General features: G+C 48.9%; 20 protein-coding genes. 12 read left to right on the top strand and 8 right to left on the bottom strand.

Annotated features, from left to right (window positions below):
• Positions 1 to 26: 26 nt before the first annotated feature.
• Entirely contained in the window at positions 27 to 1,052 is a 1,026-nt protein-coding gene (locus KBY68_RS01800; protein ID WP_255095838.1) for a sirohydrochlorin chelatase, read from the top strand.
• 13 nt (positions 1,053 to 1,065) lie between these two features.
• Here the strand turns inward: KBY68_RS01800 and KBY68_RS01795 are convergent, their stop codons facing one another.
• On the bottom strand, positions 1,066 to 1,251 hold the full coding sequence (locus tag KBY68_RS01795) for a hypothetical protein (protein ID WP_255095701.1): 186 nt from the start codon (positions 1,249 to 1,251) through the stop codon (positions 1,066 to 1,068).
• Between the two features lie 178 nt (positions 1,252 to 1,429).
• Here KBY68_RS01795 and KBY68_RS01790 point away from each other — a divergent pair, with 178 nt between their 5' ends.
• Positions 1,430 to 1,633 carry a hypothetical protein gene (locus KBY68_RS01790; protein ID WP_255095700.1) on the top strand — a complete coding sequence of 68 codons (204 nt, stop codon included), beginning with the start codon at positions 1,430 to 1,432 and terminating at the stop codon, positions 1,631 to 1,633.
• On the opposite strand, the gene arsJ is transcribed toward KBY68_RS01790, so the two are convergent.
• Positions 1,630 to 2,883, bottom strand: coding sequence for an organoarsenical effux MFS transporter ArsJ (gene arsJ / locus KBY68_RS01785; protein ID WP_255095699.1), 1,254 nt, complete (start codon positions 2,881 to 2,883; stop codon positions 1,630 to 1,632). The genes KBY68_RS01790 and arsJ overlap by 4 nt on opposite strands.
• A 4-nt stretch (positions 2,884 to 2,887) precedes the next feature.
• Positions 2,888 to 3,910, bottom strand: coding sequence for an ArsJ-associated glyceraldehyde-3-phosphate dehydrogenase (locus KBY68_RS01780; RefSeq protein WP_255095697.1), 1,023 nt, complete (start codon positions 3,908 to 3,910; stop codon positions 2,888 to 2,890).
• A gap of 46 nt (positions 3,911 to 3,956) precedes the next feature.
• Between KBY68_RS01780 and KBY68_RS01775 the strand changes: the two genes are divergently transcribed.
• Entirely contained in the window at positions 3,957 to 4,277 is a 321-nt protein-coding gene (locus KBY68_RS01775) for an ArsR/SmtB family transcription factor (RefSeq protein WP_255095696.1), read from the top strand.
• 212 nt (positions 4,278 to 4,489) lie between these two features.
• Here the strand turns inward: KBY68_RS01775 and KBY68_RS01765 are convergent, their stop codons facing one another.
• Positions 4,490 to 4,723, bottom strand: a complete 234-nt coding sequence (locus KBY68_RS01765; protein WP_106501107.1) for a hypothetical protein — start codon at positions 4,721 to 4,723, stop codon at positions 4,490 to 4,492.
• 99 nt (positions 4,724 to 4,822) lie between these two features.
• Here KBY68_RS01765 and KBY68_RS01760 point away from each other — a divergent pair, with 99 nt between their 5' ends.
• From KBY68_RS01760 to KBY68_RS01750, 3 genes are read left to right on the top strand one after another with little or no spacing between them, the layout of a single operon-like run.
• Entirely contained in the window at positions 4,823 to 5,227 is a 405-nt protein-coding gene (locus KBY68_RS01760) for a YccF domain-containing protein (RefSeq protein ID WP_106501108.1), read from the top strand.
• A gap of 5 nt (positions 5,228 to 5,232) precedes the next feature.
• Positions 5,233 to 5,412, top strand: coding sequence for a DUF8681 family protein (locus KBY68_RS01755; protein WP_255095694.1), 180 nt, complete (start codon positions 5,233 to 5,235; stop codon positions 5,410 to 5,412).
• Positions 5,413 to 5,450: 38 nt separating this feature from the next.
• A complete protein-coding gene (locus KBY68_RS01750; protein ID WP_255095693.1) occupies positions 5,451 to 5,738 on the top strand; it encodes a DUF8646 family protein in 288 nt (95 codons plus the stop codon).
• Positions 5,739 to 5,792: 54 nt separating this feature from the next.
• Here KBY68_RS01750 and KBY68_RS01745 read toward each other — a convergent pair whose 3' ends face one another.
• Entirely contained in the window at positions 5,793 to 6,236 is a 444-nt protein-coding gene (locus KBY68_RS01745) for an EamA family transporter (RefSeq protein WP_255095692.1), read from the bottom strand.
• A gap of 155 nt (positions 6,237 to 6,391) precedes the next feature.
• Here KBY68_RS01745 and KBY68_RS01740 point away from each other — a divergent pair, with 155 nt between their 5' ends.
• From KBY68_RS01740 to KBY68_RS01720, 5 genes are all read left to right on the top strand, one after another.
• Positions 6,392 to 6,772 (top strand): DCC1-like thiol-disulfide oxidoreductase family protein, encoded by a 381-nt coding sequence (locus KBY68_RS01740; RefSeq protein WP_255095691.1) that lies wholly within the window; start codon positions 6,392 to 6,394, stop codon positions 6,770 to 6,772.
• Positions 6,773 to 6,777: 5 nt separating this feature from the next.
• Positions 6,778 to 7,173 (top strand): DUF8671 domain-containing protein, encoded by a 396-nt coding sequence (locus KBY68_RS01735; RefSeq protein ID WP_255095690.1) that lies wholly within the window; start codon positions 6,778 to 6,780, stop codon positions 7,171 to 7,173.
• A gap of 112 nt (positions 7,174 to 7,285) precedes the next feature.
• Positions 7,286 to 7,588, top strand: a complete 303-nt coding sequence (locus KBY68_RS01730) for a nucleotidyltransferase family protein (protein ID WP_255095689.1) — start codon at positions 7,286 to 7,288, stop codon at positions 7,586 to 7,588.
• Between the two features lie 461 nt (positions 7,589 to 8,049).
• Entirely contained in the window at positions 8,050 to 9,195 is a 1,146-nt protein-coding gene (locus KBY68_RS01725; protein WP_255095688.1) for a ligand-gated ion channel, read from the top strand.
• A gap of 95 nt (positions 9,196 to 9,290) precedes the next feature.
• Positions 9,291 to 9,779, top strand: a complete 489-nt coding sequence (locus KBY68_RS01720; protein ID WP_255095687.1) for a cupin domain-containing protein — start codon at positions 9,291 to 9,293, stop codon at positions 9,777 to 9,779.
• A gap of 7 nt (positions 9,780 to 9,786) precedes the next feature.
• On the opposite strand, the gene KBY68_RS01715 is transcribed toward KBY68_RS01720, so the two are convergent.
• Positions 9,787 to 10,017: a hypothetical protein gene (locus KBY68_RS01715; RefSeq protein ID WP_241537262.1), complete on the bottom strand. Its 231-nt coding sequence runs from the start codon at positions 10,015 to 10,017 to the stop codon at positions 9,787 to 9,789.
• Between the two features lie 93 nt (positions 10,018 to 10,110).
• Here KBY68_RS01715 and KBY68_RS01710 point away from each other — a divergent pair, with 93 nt between their 5' ends.
• Positions 10,111 to 11,223 (top strand): DMT family transporter, encoded by a 1,113-nt coding sequence (locus tag KBY68_RS01710; protein WP_255095686.1) that lies wholly within the window; start codon positions 10,111 to 10,113, stop codon positions 11,221 to 11,223.
• 30 nt (positions 11,224 to 11,253) lie between these two features.
• On the opposite strand, the gene KBY68_RS01705 is transcribed toward KBY68_RS01710, so the two are convergent.
• Together KBY68_RS01705 and KBY68_RS01700 are read right to left on the bottom strand one after the other, a co-directional pair.
• On the bottom strand, positions 11,254 to 12,759 hold the full coding sequence (locus KBY68_RS01705; RefSeq protein WP_255095685.1) for a carboxypeptidase M32: 1,506 nt from the start codon (positions 12,757 to 12,759) through the stop codon (positions 11,254 to 11,256).
• Positions 12,760 to 12,803: 44 nt separating this feature from the next.
• Positions 12,804 to 14,219 carry a flavin monoamine oxidase family protein gene (locus KBY68_RS01700; RefSeq protein WP_255095684.1) on the bottom strand — a complete coding sequence of 472 codons (1,416 nt, stop codon included), beginning with the start codon at positions 14,217 to 14,219 and terminating at the stop codon, positions 12,804 to 12,806.
• Between the last annotated feature and the right edge of the window lie 221 nt (positions 14,220 to 14,440).

The following is a 14,440-nucleotide window of genomic DNA, read 5'->3' as shown; positions in this document are numbered from 1 at the left end:
CACTTGATTTCAGCGCATCGCCTGGGATGGGTGTGATGCTTTGCGGCCACGGCAGCCGCAATCGCTTTGCCTGTGAGGAATTTGCCCAGTTGGCCGATGGTTTGCGTTTGATCCTGCCGGAGGTGCCGGTGGAGCATGGCTATTTGGAATTTGCCAGGCCGATCATTAAAGATGGCTTAGATAAATTGCGCGCCCGTGGCGTTAATCGCATTTTGGCGTTGCCCGGCATGTTGTTTGCCGCCGGCCATGCCAAAAACGACATCCCATCGGTTTTGAACACCTATGCGGCTTCCTCCGGGGTGGAGATCAACTACGGCCGCGAACTTGGGGTTGATCTAAAAATGATTCAGGCGGCAGCTGCCCGCATCAGGGAGGCAATAACAACTGCCGATGCCACTGAACCCACGCCCATAGAAGACACACTATTGGTGGTGGTGGGGCGCGGCTCCTCGGATCCAGATGCAAATTCAAATGTAGCCAAAGTAACAAGGATGTTGCTTGAGGGTTTTGGTTTTGGTTGGGCTGAAACCGTTTATTCAGGTGTTACTTTCCCATTGGTGGAGCCGGGTTTGCGCCATGCGGTGAAGCTAGGATTTAAACGCATTTTAGTGTTTCCCTATTTCTTATTTTCAGGTGTGCTAGTAAGCCGGATTTATCAACATACGGATCGAGTTGCAGCTGATAATCCAGCCCAGCAATTTGTAAAAGCGGGCTATTTGAACGATCATCCCCTCGTGCTGGAAACCTTCCGTGAGCGGTTGGCTGAGGTGATAAGGGGCGATGCAAATATGAACTGTTCAATGTGTAAATACAGGGCCCAGGTGCTCGGTTTTGAGGCGGATGTGGGCGCTGTGCAGCATAGCCACCACCACCATGTTGAGGGTTTAAATGAACCCTGCGCCCTATGCGAAAAGGAATGCACGGGTGCATGCCAAGAAACGGAAGCTACGGCAACAACTGCTGAGCACAGCCACAACGACCATCACAGCCATTCCCATGCCAACTATCCCCATAGCCACCATCCCTTGGGGCCAAACAGCTTGAAAAGCTGATTTATTCAGTTGTTTAAAGCGATGGATTTAACTGTTGCTTGATTACCCAAGTTGTGGCCGCTTTTTGGCTATGCCATGCCTTGAGCAGTTGTTTTGCTAAATCGCGCAATTGCTCTGAATCAGCGGCGGCATCAATGGCGCGGCTAAAGCGTTCAATTTCAAATTGTTGGCCTGTGGTGAGCTCAATTGAGTTGCCCATGGCAGCTGAATAGAAACTGAGGCAAATGTATCGAGCTTCTAGGAACGAGCTGTTACAAGAGCTACCCCCGCAAATGCGGGTGTGTATTTCAAATTGTAAATCCGGGTTTACCCATAAGCTTCACCAATGCTATGTATTAACGGATCTAACCAATGGCTGCGAAAGCCCTGTAGCTGCTATGCGTTTGAGCTGGCCCCAGCACCTACAGGCTTCCCGCAGCGTTGAAATGGCTAGTGATGAACAGCGCGGCATGGCCATGGCGTTGATGGGAATATCCCTTTTGGTTTTATCCCAGGATCTTTTGGATCTTGGCCTTAGGTCCCAAGACACTTGCGAAGACGCTGAACCTCAGCAAGAGCAAAATTTGCTGAACAAGGCTTAGGTAGCGCTCCGGCGTAGGGGAGCCGGTAAGCGTCCACTCACCAGCCAGGCTGCCCCCACCAGCAGCGCGGAAGCCCATAGGCAGGCCTGCATGCCGCCCACCAGAAACAAACCCCCAGAAAGCACAGTGCCAAGCAGGCGACCAGCAGCATTTGCCATGTAATAAAAACCCACATTGAGGCTTACCGATTCGGCATCGGTGTAGGCGAGCACCATGTAGCTATGAATAGATGAATTCATTGCAAACAGCACTCCAAACACAGCTAAACCCACCACTACCGCAAGCCCGGGGTTGCCAACTTGGCGCCATAAAGCAATTGCAATCAGGGCTGGAATTGCAGTTAAACAAGCGCTCCAAAATTCCACTGCAGCAACGCCCGGCGGCTCCCCTTTTCCCCACAGACGGCGCAGATTTGGTGCAGCAGCTTGAATAATTCCATAGCCGATCACCCAAAGGCCCATAAAGCCGCCAACTTCCCAGAAACGCCAACCGAGGGCTGCCTGCAAAAACACCGGCAGGGCAACCACAAACCACACGTCGCGGGCACCGAATAGGAAAAATCGAGCTAGGGAAAGCACATTGATGCCTCGCGATTTAGAAAAAAGTGAGGAAAAAGCCGGCGTTTGTTTCATTCTGCCAATTTCAGCTGGCAACACCAGTGTTAATAAAAATGCTAAAAATAAAGCTGCTGCCATCACAGCTACGGCTGCATTAAAACCAATGCTTGTTAAAAGTATTCCGCCAAGAAAGAATCCCACACCTTTAAGTGCATTCTTAGAGCCCGTGAGAATTGCAACCCATTTAAATAATTGCTTTTCTCCTTGGTTTTGATCATTGGGTGTTTCTGGTACTACGGTTTTAATTGCACTTTTAGCGCTCATTTTATTGAGATCTTTAGCAACACCGCTTATGGCTTGGGCAAGCATCACATAGGCAACGCTCCACCACTTAGGCCAGCTATCGGCAACGGGTATCAACATCAACAGGGCTCCAACCTGCATTAGGGTGCCTGCCCAGAGGGTTAAGCGAAGGCCAAAGCGAGCACCTAGATAGCCACCGTAGAGATTGGTGATGATTCCAAAAAATTCGTAGAAAAGAAATAGAAAAGCAATCTCAAGGGTGCTGTAACCCAGCTCGTGGAAGTGAAACACCACAAGCATGCGCAGGGCACCATCGGTGAGGGTGAAGGCCCAGTAGTTTGCGGTTACAACTGCATATTGTTGCAGTGCTGATAGAGGTTTAAGCAACATGATTTCAAGCCTGCTCAAGTTTTGCCACATGCATGGCTAGATCGGCCATGCGGCAGCTGTAGCCCCATTCGTTGTCGTACCAGGCATAAACCTTTAGTTGAGTTCCATCTATCACCATTGTTGAAAGGGCATCAATAATGGCGCTGCGGGCATCATTGAGAAAATCAACTGAAACCAATGGCCTGGTTTCATAACCAAGAATTCCCTTCAATTCATTGTTTGCGGCATGTTCAAAAGCTGCATTTACCTCCTCTGGGCTAACAGGCCGTTTTAGTTCAAATACCGCGTCGGTTAGGGAAGCATTTAGTAACGGCACCCGCAGGGCATGGCCATTTAATTTGCCTGTTAATTCAGGGAATATCATCGCGATTGCCTTAGCCGATCCTGTGGTGGTTGGGATCAGGCTTTGCAGGCAGGAGCGGGCACGGCGCAGGTCGCTCTTAAAGCAATCAACTACAACCTGGGTATTAGTTACATCATGCATGGTGGTGATTGAGCCATGCAAAATACCAAATTGTTCATGCACCACTTTTACCACTGGGGCTAAACAGTTGGTGGTGCATGATGCTGCAGTTAGCAGGCGGTGTTTGCTTGGATCATAGAGATCGTGGTTGATGCCATAAACAATATTAAGAGCCTCAGCGCCAGCCACTTCACCTTTCACTGGGCAGGCCACCACCACCCTTTTGATGGCAGGGTTTTGGAAATAGGGCTCAAGGGTTTGGGGCGTTTTGAATTTTCCGCTGCATTCGAGCACCATGTTTGCGCCGGTTAGGGCCCAGGGTTCCTTTGCTTGGCTGAAAGTGATTGGCCTATTGATTTGATCGGCTACCACAAATCCATTGGCTTGGGCCACTACCCCGTGCTGCCAACGGCCATGAACGGAATCAAATTCCAGCAGATGGGCGGCGCCATGGGCATCACCGGCGGGGTCGTTCACGTGAACAATTTCAATGCCGGGGCGATCCCAAAGGGCGCGAAACACAAGGCGGCCAATGCGCCCAAAGCCGTTAATTGCGATTTTCATGGCTGCTACGGTGAAACCAAGGCAGCTTAAATCAACCAAACTTGATATGACCAGTGTGCTGCAACACACCGCTAACCCTCGGGCCCAGCAATTGTTCAAGGTGCTGGCTGAGCCAATTCGCATGGAATTGGTGCAATGCCTTGGTGCAGGCGAACGTTGCGTGTGTGATCTAACTAGTGATCTGGGGCTTGCTCAATCCAAACTTTCCTTTCACCTAAAGGCGATGAAAGATGCGGGCCTGATCAGTGCTCGCCAGCAGGGCCGCTGGACCTACTACCGGTTAGAAGCAGAGAGTTTGCTCTGGTTGCGCAATTGGTTAGACCAATTGGCCGCTAGTTGCATTAAACCAGCTAGCATCTGTGATTAATTATTACCCAAACAAGATGAAAAATTTTTCAGGCCCGCTAAGAAGTATGTTGATCTATGGCTTAAGCAGTTATTTTGGGCTTGTGCTAATAAATAACTCTGAGTTGGATTTGCCAAATATGTGGATAGCATATGCTCCAATGTTTATAGCTATATACATATTAACTCAGTGGCTTGATAGAAAGTTTAACGATCAATCAAAATTAAAGTAACTCAATCCTTAGCGGCCTGTTGGTATAGAGCTTCTAATCTTTCCCGGCTCAGATCCACATACATAACTTCGTCGCCGGGTGCTGGCGCTTCTGGATGCATTCTTTGCTTTGGGTTGCTTGCAATCCTCACTGGCACAGCGGCTGCATTGCGTAGATTTTGATTCATCAAGGCAAAAGCACCACCAGCTATGGCCGCAAAGCAGATTAGATAAAGGGTTGCGAGGAAATCGTTCATTGGGGCTACGCGGCTTGTTCCCGAATCCTAGTGTAACGGATTGTTAAGCGTGGCTTGGGCTTGGGTTTCTGCCTAATATGGGCCAAGAAAGTTCAAGCCATGCTCAGCTTTTTGCTCAATGTTGTTTGGTTTGTGCTTGGCGGCTTGTTGATGGGATTGGGTTGGTGGTTGGCTGGAATTATTGCTGCAATCACAATCGTTGGCATACCTTGGGCACGGGCGTGTTTTGTAATTGGTAATTATTCTTTTTCCCCTTTTGGTAAGGAGGCGGTTAGTCGCCAAGAGCTAACTGGAAAGCTTGATTTTGGCACAGGACCTTTAGGCTTGATCGGTAATATTATTTGGTTTCTAATAGCTGGTTGGTGGTTAGCTATCGGACATTTAACTTCTGCCTTGGCCTGTTTTATATCAATAATTGGCATTCCTTTCGGGATTCAACATATCAAACTTGCCTTGATTGCCCTGGCACCAATCGGCATGCAAGTGGTGCCTGTGCGGCGTTGAATGTGATGGATCAGCTCAATTGGGGTTATGTCCAGCTGGGGGTTGTGGCCCTTGCTTTTGCTGGTTTGCAGTTGTGGTGGATCGGCAGTGTTTTTAAAAAGCGTGAACGCTCACGGCCCCAAACCAATAGGGAGTTCCGCAGATCACTGGAGGCGATCTGGAAACAGGAAAAGCAGCAGCCCTAGGATTAATGCGCCAAACTGATGGCTGTTAGCTTATTGAGATGACACCGAATCGTGAGCAAATCCTTGCCGCTTCTGCTGGCTGGGTGGCAGTGCTTTTGAATGTGATTCCAGGTTTAGGCGCCGGTTATTTATATCAAAGGCGTTGGCGTGCCTATTGGATCACATCTGCCCTTGCCACCAGCTGGTTTGTTGCCGGTGCAGTTCTTGCTCAAAATGCTGATGCCGCAGTTGAAAGCCAAAATCAATTAGTTGGTTTAATTGGTTTGATCGTGTTAGCTTTTGTTACGGCAACAGAAGCAGGCCTAGCTGTTAAAAAAGTGAGGTAAGTGAGTTTTGATTTGGCAATAAAACTATTCAATTAATATTGATTGTTGGGGATGCTACTTGGCAACCGATAACAGCAATCCTCCCCCGGCCACGAGCATTAGCCCTGCCCAACCAATAAGGGAGGGACGTTCACCAAGAAAAGCAAAGCCTATCAGCGCCACCATTAAGAGGCTTAGGCGATCAACTGGCACTACTAATGAAGCATCACCCTGTTTTAAGGCCCTAAAAAAGCAGAATGATGATAAACCGCTAGCTATTCCAGAAATAGTTAAAAATATCCATGTTTGTTGAGATAGTTCAAAAGGATTGCTCAATTTCCCTGAGGCAAGAATTAGTACTGGAAGAAATATTGATATCACGATTGTGCGAATAAGTGTAGCCAGGTCGGCATCAACATTTTCAAGACCTATTTTGCCAAGTACGGCAGATGCACTGGCAAAAATTGCCGACAACAATGCCCATATGAACCAAAAAGGAGGTGTTGGAATTTGGCCCATTTAAATTAATTACTAGAAAATGTTGAAATTAAGTGTATTTAGAAATTTCAAAGCATGGGATTTTGCTCGAAGGCAGCGGTAAAAATGCCCAGCAACTGCCAGCCTAGTGAGTAATTCAGCCACACAACGACGCGGTTAAACGTCAGAATGGCTTTATGGCTCAGATCCTTGTATACGACGGCGGATGTCCCTTCTGCCGGCACTTTGCTTTACGCAGTGAGCTAGTGGGTGGTGTGCCGGATTTAGAAATTCGCGATGGTAGATCTGATCATCAATTGCGAGTCAAATTAAAGGCGCAAGGGTTGGATTTTGCCCGTGGTGCTGTGCTGCTCAAGGGTGACCAGGCCTGGCATGGTGCCGATGCGATCGCTGAGCTCTGCGCTGCACTAAAACCCAGTGATCCGCTTTTGTTATTGTTGGGGCAGCTATTTGCATCGCCGCCCCGGGCACGCCGTTTATATCCTTTGTTGCTATGGGCCCGCAGAACAGCATTGCAATTGCAAGGCCTTAAGGAAGATCCAAATCAGCAGATCTAACCACAATGAAAACTAATTTGCTTGCAATTTTATTTACTTTTATTTTCAGCTTGTTGTTGTTTATAAGCCCACTAAGGAGCTTTGCTAGCACCACTGCATCGCAGAATTTCAGATGCGATGGGGATCCATTGGAGGCGATTGCCTATAAAGGTGCAGTGGATGCGGTAGGTATCCCAAATAGCAATGCGGGTACGCTGCCTGGTGATTTTATCGTGTTGCGCTGGCATAAAATGAATTTGCAAATACCACGCACTAATAATGCAGGCGTTCCTAGTTATTCCGATGGCCGCTGGTGGTGGCAAGCCCTAGATCCAAACCACCCAACATTTGCGCAGCTACGCCGAAAAGTTGAGAATTACAGTTGCGAATCTGTGCCTAGCTTGGCTGATAATTTCCCTTAGCGATGCCCATCACCCAAACCCCAGGCCGTTGATAACACTTTCAGGCAAGCACAACCATGTTTATGCTTTCCTCGGTTTTGAGCTAAATTGCTGGTGTAGATGAGACCTGTCTATGCTTAGCCACGAGAAACGAGAAGAGATCGCAGCCGCTTGCCAGAAATACGGGATTGAGCGTCTATTTGTGTTTGGCTCTGCCCTTAGGGACGATTTCAGGCCTGGGGAAAGCGATATTGATCTACTTGTTGAGTTTGGCCCTTTAGATATCACTAAAAGATTTCATGCTTATCTAGATGCTCGTGATGCATTTAGAAAGATTCTTCGGGTAGAAGTTGACTTGGTAATGAGTGGAGCAGTAAAAAATAAAATCATTGCCGGTGAGATTGACCGGACAAAGAAGCTTTTATATGGCGCGTGATCTATCCGCCTATTTTCAGGATATTCATGATGCATGTTGTGCGATCGAAGATGTGTTTGCTGATAGATACCGCCAAGTTAATTTCCTATTGCCCCATAATCAGGAGCATTGGCACGTTTTAATTAGGCCTCAACAGCAAAGGAGCTGAAAATAATTAAGCATGGCTGAATATGGTAAAAACTTTCATTTAAATTACAATTAAAATAGTTATATACCGGTCGAGCTCTTTGGCCATTGAAAAGATACATCTTCTTGTTTTTTCAACTTATAAGTAATGCTTGCTTGACCCCTCTTCTGCCTATCGTTCTAGGGATTCAATTTATTTCAACAGGAACTGGGCAGAGGGTCGCAAGGAGCCCTATCCATTCCCCTGCTGCTCCACCCCCAGCGTAGATCGCATGCGTAGGTAGGTTATGGAACACAGCACTGCGTCAAAGATGCAAACCAGAAGACTGTTCAAGATGGGAAACCTGCTTCGTAGGTTGAAGCCGAGACGCTTATCGGGGCTGGTTGAGGCGCCAACTCGGTTTTTTGTGTTGCTGTTTCTCACACTTTTGCTTCTAGTTGTATTTTCTGGTGTCTATCAAAGAAGCAATAAGGCCTATATAGATAATCCAAATGAGCAGGTAATTCCCGCCTCATCATTCATCAAAGCTTTTCCGGAAATCAAGAAAACCGCAGCTTTTGTTGATCTAGGCCTCTACCTAGATAGCGTTTACGATCTTGATATGAGCAAGCTTACCTTTAAGGCGCGCGGCTGGCTTTGGTACAACTGGAGCAAGACACCCCTCGTGGAGGGCAAGTTTGATCCTGGTCAGATGGGTTCTTTTAATTTTAATTATCTGGACCAAAGTAATCCTGTTCAGCAGATTTCGTCAAAGGTGAATATTATTGATATTGATGAGACCGGAAAACCTCGTTACTGGAATGAAACTGCATTTGATGTTAAGCTTTCGGCGCCATCGATCAACCTAAGTAAGTACCCCTTTGATCGACAGCGGCTCAGTATTCTTGTTACCGATCCTGTGCATGAAACCGAGGATCTAATGTATAGAATACAGCAATTTAGGTTGCCACCCAACCTATTTAATGTTTCCGGTTATAGGCTCGATGGCATCAGCTATGCCGATCAAGTTAGGATCTATACCAGTAACTTTGAAGACTCATCTGAGGTTTCCTTTAAAGACGGATCTGCTGATACTCAAAGTCAAGCAGCATTCAATATCTTCATCTCTAGGAATGCCCTCACCGCGCTCCTTGAAAACGTTCTTCCGATCACCGTCGTATCCTTTCTTGCGGTTTCAGTAGTAGGTTTAGGGCTCAATTATCGGGAGGTTAAGATTACTTCGCCGCCGGCTGCGATCCTTTCTCTGATTTTTTTGCAAAATACTTTTGGGCAGAATCTTCCTAGGGTTTCTTATGTTACTTGTATGGATCTGATGTTTCTGATCGCCTATGTTGTTTGCATACTGGCCTTCACGGATGCTCTGCTCTCTTGCTTGTTCAGCGATACTGGCCAATACCGTGGTATCTACGGCAAGCTCGCCTATGTAAGCCTGGCCCTTTCGCCTTTAATCATAAAGTTCTGGCTAAGTATTCCTGCTTAAGCAGTTGAAATTAGAGCTCCTGCCAGAGCATAATGTGGCAAAGGCAACGGCTACTTCTTAAAAAACCAACAGAAACCACCAACAGAAACTATCAAATGAATATTTCAGATACCGCAGCAAATCAGTTGATTGAACGCTATCAATTGATCCCTCACCCTGAAGGCGGTTGGTATCGGGAACTGCATCGCAGCGAGCACACTGTAAACCGCAGTGACGGTGAGCAAAGATCTTCTTTAACAATGATACTTTTTCTGCTTCAAGGCGGAGATATAAGCCGTTGGCATAGGGTGGCTGCAGCTGATGAAACTTGGCATTTCATTGCCGGTGATGCCTTGGAACTTTTTAGCCTGTCGCCTGATGGTGGCCCAGCAATTCAAAAGCTACTGGGTTTTTCCTTGGCGGATGCCGAATTGAAGCCTGTTGCCGTAATTCCCGCTGGCTGGTGGCAAGCGGCACGAAGCACTGGTGAATGGAGTTTAGTTAGTTGTTGCGTGGGCCCTGGTTTTTGTTTTTCTGATTTCAGCTTGTTAGCTAGTTATCCCAAAAATGAACATCCGCCAGGTGTTATTGAGAGGTATATTTAAGCCAGAATTATTCGCTTAGTAACCTTTCAAGTTTTACTTGGATCTTGTTGCGAACCTCTGGATCTCCCACTAGGCGCAGGGTTCCTTCCCGCGGCCACCAATTCAGCTTCAGGTTGCTTACACCGTCTTCAAAAACGGCCATTTCAAACGCTCCTTTGTGATGCCAAGTTACTTGCACCCCTAGCTGGGCAACCAAGACTTTGAGCTCCTCCAGGGATCCCTTAAATTCCATATCCATCAAATAGCTCCTCTTCCTGTAATAAACTATTGCATGTTAATACCTCAAGATATTCAATGATCTTCTCAAGCAACCTGAGTTAAATCTTTTTATATGAACTTAATAAACCAACAACGCTGGGGATTGATTGCTGGCCTCCTGGCCGCTATCTCGTTCGGACTATCAGCGCCATTAATCAGCCTTGTGAGCCGTTCGGGTTCACCGCTCGTGATTGCTGCTCTGCTCTACCTCGGTGCGGGCCTGGCGCTACTACTTGTGCGCTTGGTTGTACCTATAAGCAACAGGGAGTGCGGGGTTCAGCGCCGTGATTTTCCATCCCTACTTGGGCTAACTGCCCTTGGTGGGATCGTGGGGCCGCTCTGTTTAGTGCAAGGCCTCAGCCTGCTCTCTGCCGGTTCAGTTTCGCTGCTGTTGAACCTGGAAGCGGTGTTCACGTTGTTGATAGCTGTGTTAATTGGCCGTGAACATCTCAGCCGCCGGGGCCTTATTGCAGCCTTCTTAATTCTTTTTGGAGCGGTTTTGCTCACTAATGGCTCCTGGAGTGGTGCATCCCTATACGGCACCTTGTTTATTGCAATTGCCTGCTTGGCATGGGGCATTGATAACAACTTGAGCCAACGCCTAAGCCTGCGTGATCCCCTCCAGGTTTCCCTGCTCAAGGCCATAGGTGCCTCGGTTCCCATGGTGCTACTGGCCTTGATAACAGGTGGGTTGTTTCCGGGTTGGCAGCTTTCATTAATCCTGGTTGCGATCGGCAGTGTGGGCTATGGCTTGTCGATTTGGCTGGATCTACTGGCCCTGCGCCACTTGGGTGCTGCCCGTGAAGCGCTTGTGTTTTCAACTGCACCTTTTGTGGGTTTGATTTTTAGTTTGGCTGTGTTGTTGGAGCCTTTCTCCAACGGTATGGCGATGGCTTCAGCCCTGATGCTGTTGGGGGTTGTTGTGCTGCTGAAAGAAAACCATGCCCACAGGCATCGCCATAGTGCTTTGCGCCACGCCCATCGCCATTACCACAACCAATCCGGCGCTGATCCGCATCACATCCATGATCATTCTTCTGAAGATGAAGTAGAGGTTTTAGGGCAAGCCTTTTGGCATTCCCATAGCCATGAACATGTTGAGATTGAGCACGAACATCCCCATGTGAGCGATGTGCATCACCGCCACAATCACAGCGATGCTGCTGTTCCGAAGCAAAATACATAAATAAATTATCAGCGAATTTGTTCCTCAGATTTACTCCTCAAATTTATTTCTCAAATAATTTAGAAATGGATCTGCGCTAAGGGGGTAACCGCTAACTTTTTCAACAAGCTCTTCGCTATTAACACTGCGGCCGAGGGGGTAAATATTTTGGATTAGCCATTGGAGAAGAGTTGACTCCTGGCCAGCGCTGATCGCAGCAGCTATTGAACCTTCCCCGCCCAGTGCCTTCTCCATTGCTTCCGATAATTGGGCACTGATTAGATGCCCTAATGCGTAGCTAGGAAAATAACCAAATAGGCCCTCAGCCCAATGAATATCTTGCAAGCAACCTTCGGAATCATTTGCTGGCTTAATGCCTAACAGTTCATGCAGGCGTTGATTCCAATGTTGTGGTAATTCCTCCACCGGCAGCTCCTGCTCAATCAGGGCAAGTTCCAGCTCAAAGCGCAACACGATATGTAAGCAATAGCTAAGTTCATCTGCTTCAACTCGAATCAGGCCAGGCTGGAGTGGATTGAGGCTGCGCCAAAAACCTGTGCTGCCATTCCAGGGATCGCTGCCAAGTTCAGCACAAAAATGAGGGTGCCAGCGCCCAGCAAATTCCTTACTGCGCGCCACACGGCATTCCCAAAATAACGACTGCGATTCATGCACTCCCATCGAGGTGGCATCACCAAGGGGCCAGGGGAAATAGTGATCACCAGAGCGCGGTAGGCCTTGCTCATATAGCGAGTGGCCCCATTCGTGGGCTGTGGCTAGAAAAGCCGAGAGCGGTTGCCCTGGAACCACCCTGGTGGTAATTCGGAAATCCTGGGGCCCCAATGTGCAGGAAAAGGGGTGGGCAGAGCGGGAGTGCTGGCAACAGCTTTCGTTGTAGCCCCAGCTTTGCAAAAGCTTGGCGCAAAGCTTGTTTTGTGAATTTTCAGATAGCTGGGCAGAGGGGGGGCTTTGCGGCCACGCTGCTGCCTTTTCCAGTAGAACTGGCAGCTCTCGTTTCAACGGTGTGAAAAGTTGATTCAGCCTTGCTTTGCTCACATCTGGTTCAAAGGGTTGAGCCAGAATTTCCCAGGGGCTGCGGGCTATTGATTCAGCACTAGCTAACTGGCTTGCTTGCTGTTGGCGCAACTCAATAAGTTCCTTTAGTGCCGGTGCAAAGGCTGAAAAATCGTTGCGGGCGCGGGCCGCTTGCCAAATCGCATTGCCCCGCGATTGAGCTTGCGTGATGGCACTCACCAGTTGCGGATCTAGGCAGCGTTGGCGTTTTAGTTCAAGTTGTAGCAGTTGCAAATTGCGCCGTTGTTCCTCGGTTGCCTCGGCGCCGAGTTCGGTTTCAGCTGCATCCAGCAGTTCTGCATATTCACTGCTGGTTTGGCGTGTGTGCAGTTGCCCCGCAAGCAAAGCCAGTTGTTCACCGCGCCAGGAGGCACCAGCGGCTGGCATGGAGGTGTTTTGGTCGTAGTAGATGGTGCTACTGATCGACCCAAGCAGGCGGGTTTGGTGTAGATGTTGCTGTAGCCGTTGCAGATGTGTTGTCAATGGTTAGTAATTTCAATTGAGTAAATTATCAATCCGCTCTAACATCAGGAATTGGCATGAAGTTCGGCGGCAGCTCTTAGGCCAGAGAGGTAAGCGCCATGGACAGTGCCAAACATTGGATGGCTGGCTTCACCAGCAAAGAACAAGCGTTCGGCTAGGGGTTTTGCTAGCTCCTCACGATCGCTTGGCGTACTGCCAAGCGCGTTGAAGGAATAGGCGCCGCCACTAAAGGGATCTGAGTGCCAGCGAGTTATCTGAGCTCCGATCGGCTCGGGAATACCTTTACCAAAAAGGCCCCTAAGGCTTTCCATAGCACTTGCAATTAAGTGTGCGTTGTTCATGGTTTCCATGGCTACTGCCGCTGCACCAGCCTGGAATCCCACTAAAACTGGCTGGCCCAATGGCTTGGCAAGGCTTGCCCATTCGCACCACTGGCCTGAACCTGAGGGGATTTGTCCAAGCCAGTCGACGGTTGTTGGCCAAAAGGGACGGCTAAAGCGCAGGCAGCATTTATTTAAGGTACCCATCCCAAGGCGGCTGATTGCTGATTGTTTATTGGCCGGTAGGGGCGGATTGAATTGAATTGTGCCGGCTTTTAGAACTCCCAGTGGCACTGTTAGAACTAGCTTGTTGGCTTCAAAACTTCGCTCTTCTTTCCCTGCCCCTGCCCGGCAAACGACCCTCACTCCACCCCCTGGGCCTGGGCTGTCCCAGTTCAGCTGTTGAACCCGCTGGCCAGTGAAAATTTTTAAGCCCTTTGCCATGCCATTAACAATCGCAGCAAAGCCAGGCACCAGTAAGGCTTCCGCACCGCCGTAGGCCTCGTCCATGTCTAGCCAGTGGGCCGACAGTGAAGAGGCGCTTGCGCCGTACTCTTGTTCATATCTACTGTTGATGAGGTATTGGAGCCGCTGGCGTTCTTCACTACTTATTTTTTCCCAGTTGAACTCACGAATCACCAATTCCTGCAGGGAAATATCAGGACCTTTCTGCTTTTGGGCCTGGGCAACGGCTGCCGAAAGGCGATTTTCGAGGCTTTCTAATTGCTGCTCCTGGCTTGTGCTGAGGGTGGTGCCATCAGGGCCATAGATTTCGGCACTATCAAGGCTGGTTTGCACCAAACGGGCGCCGTTGCTTATGGCAAGGGCTGTGATCGGGTTGCCGTTAATTCCATGAATCCAGCCGGCTCCAAGATCAATAGGCAGGTCTGGCCAGGTTTGGCTGGTCCAGGTGCGTCCGCCGAGGCGATCGCGCCCCTCCAGCACAGTTACCTGATGGCCCTGTTTCTGTAAAAAACGGGCAGCCGCAAGGCCCGCTAAGCCAGCACCAACCACGATCACCCGCAGCGCTCGGTTGCTGGAGCTGGCAGGTGTGGATGGCTTTAGCAAAGCGGCGCCTAACCCAGCCAGGCCAAGGCCTAGGAGCTGGCGACGTTTAAACACGAAGTTAATGTTGCCCATGGAAGTTTGGAATCTTTGTAAAATATTCCAATGCTTTCGAGAACACCTGAGTGGCCATCTGCGGTTGCTGACTAGCTGTAATACCAAGCTAATCTATGCATTGTTAAAGAAATTCAAGAGGCATTTGTTGGCACAAGCCAACAAATGCCAGGCAGGAGGTTGCCTACTGGTTACGGGATAGGCGTGGGATTGGTACGTTGAATGGGGTTAATAATGAGCCA

The sequence above is a fragment of the Synechococcus lacustris Maggiore-St4-Slac genome (assembly GCF_024345595.1).
Lineage (GTDB): Bacteria > Cyanobacteriota > Cyanobacteriia > PCC-6307 > Cyanobiaceae > Synechococcus_D > Synechococcus_D lacustris.
This window is presented reverse-complemented; position numbering and strand designations above follow the sequence as displayed.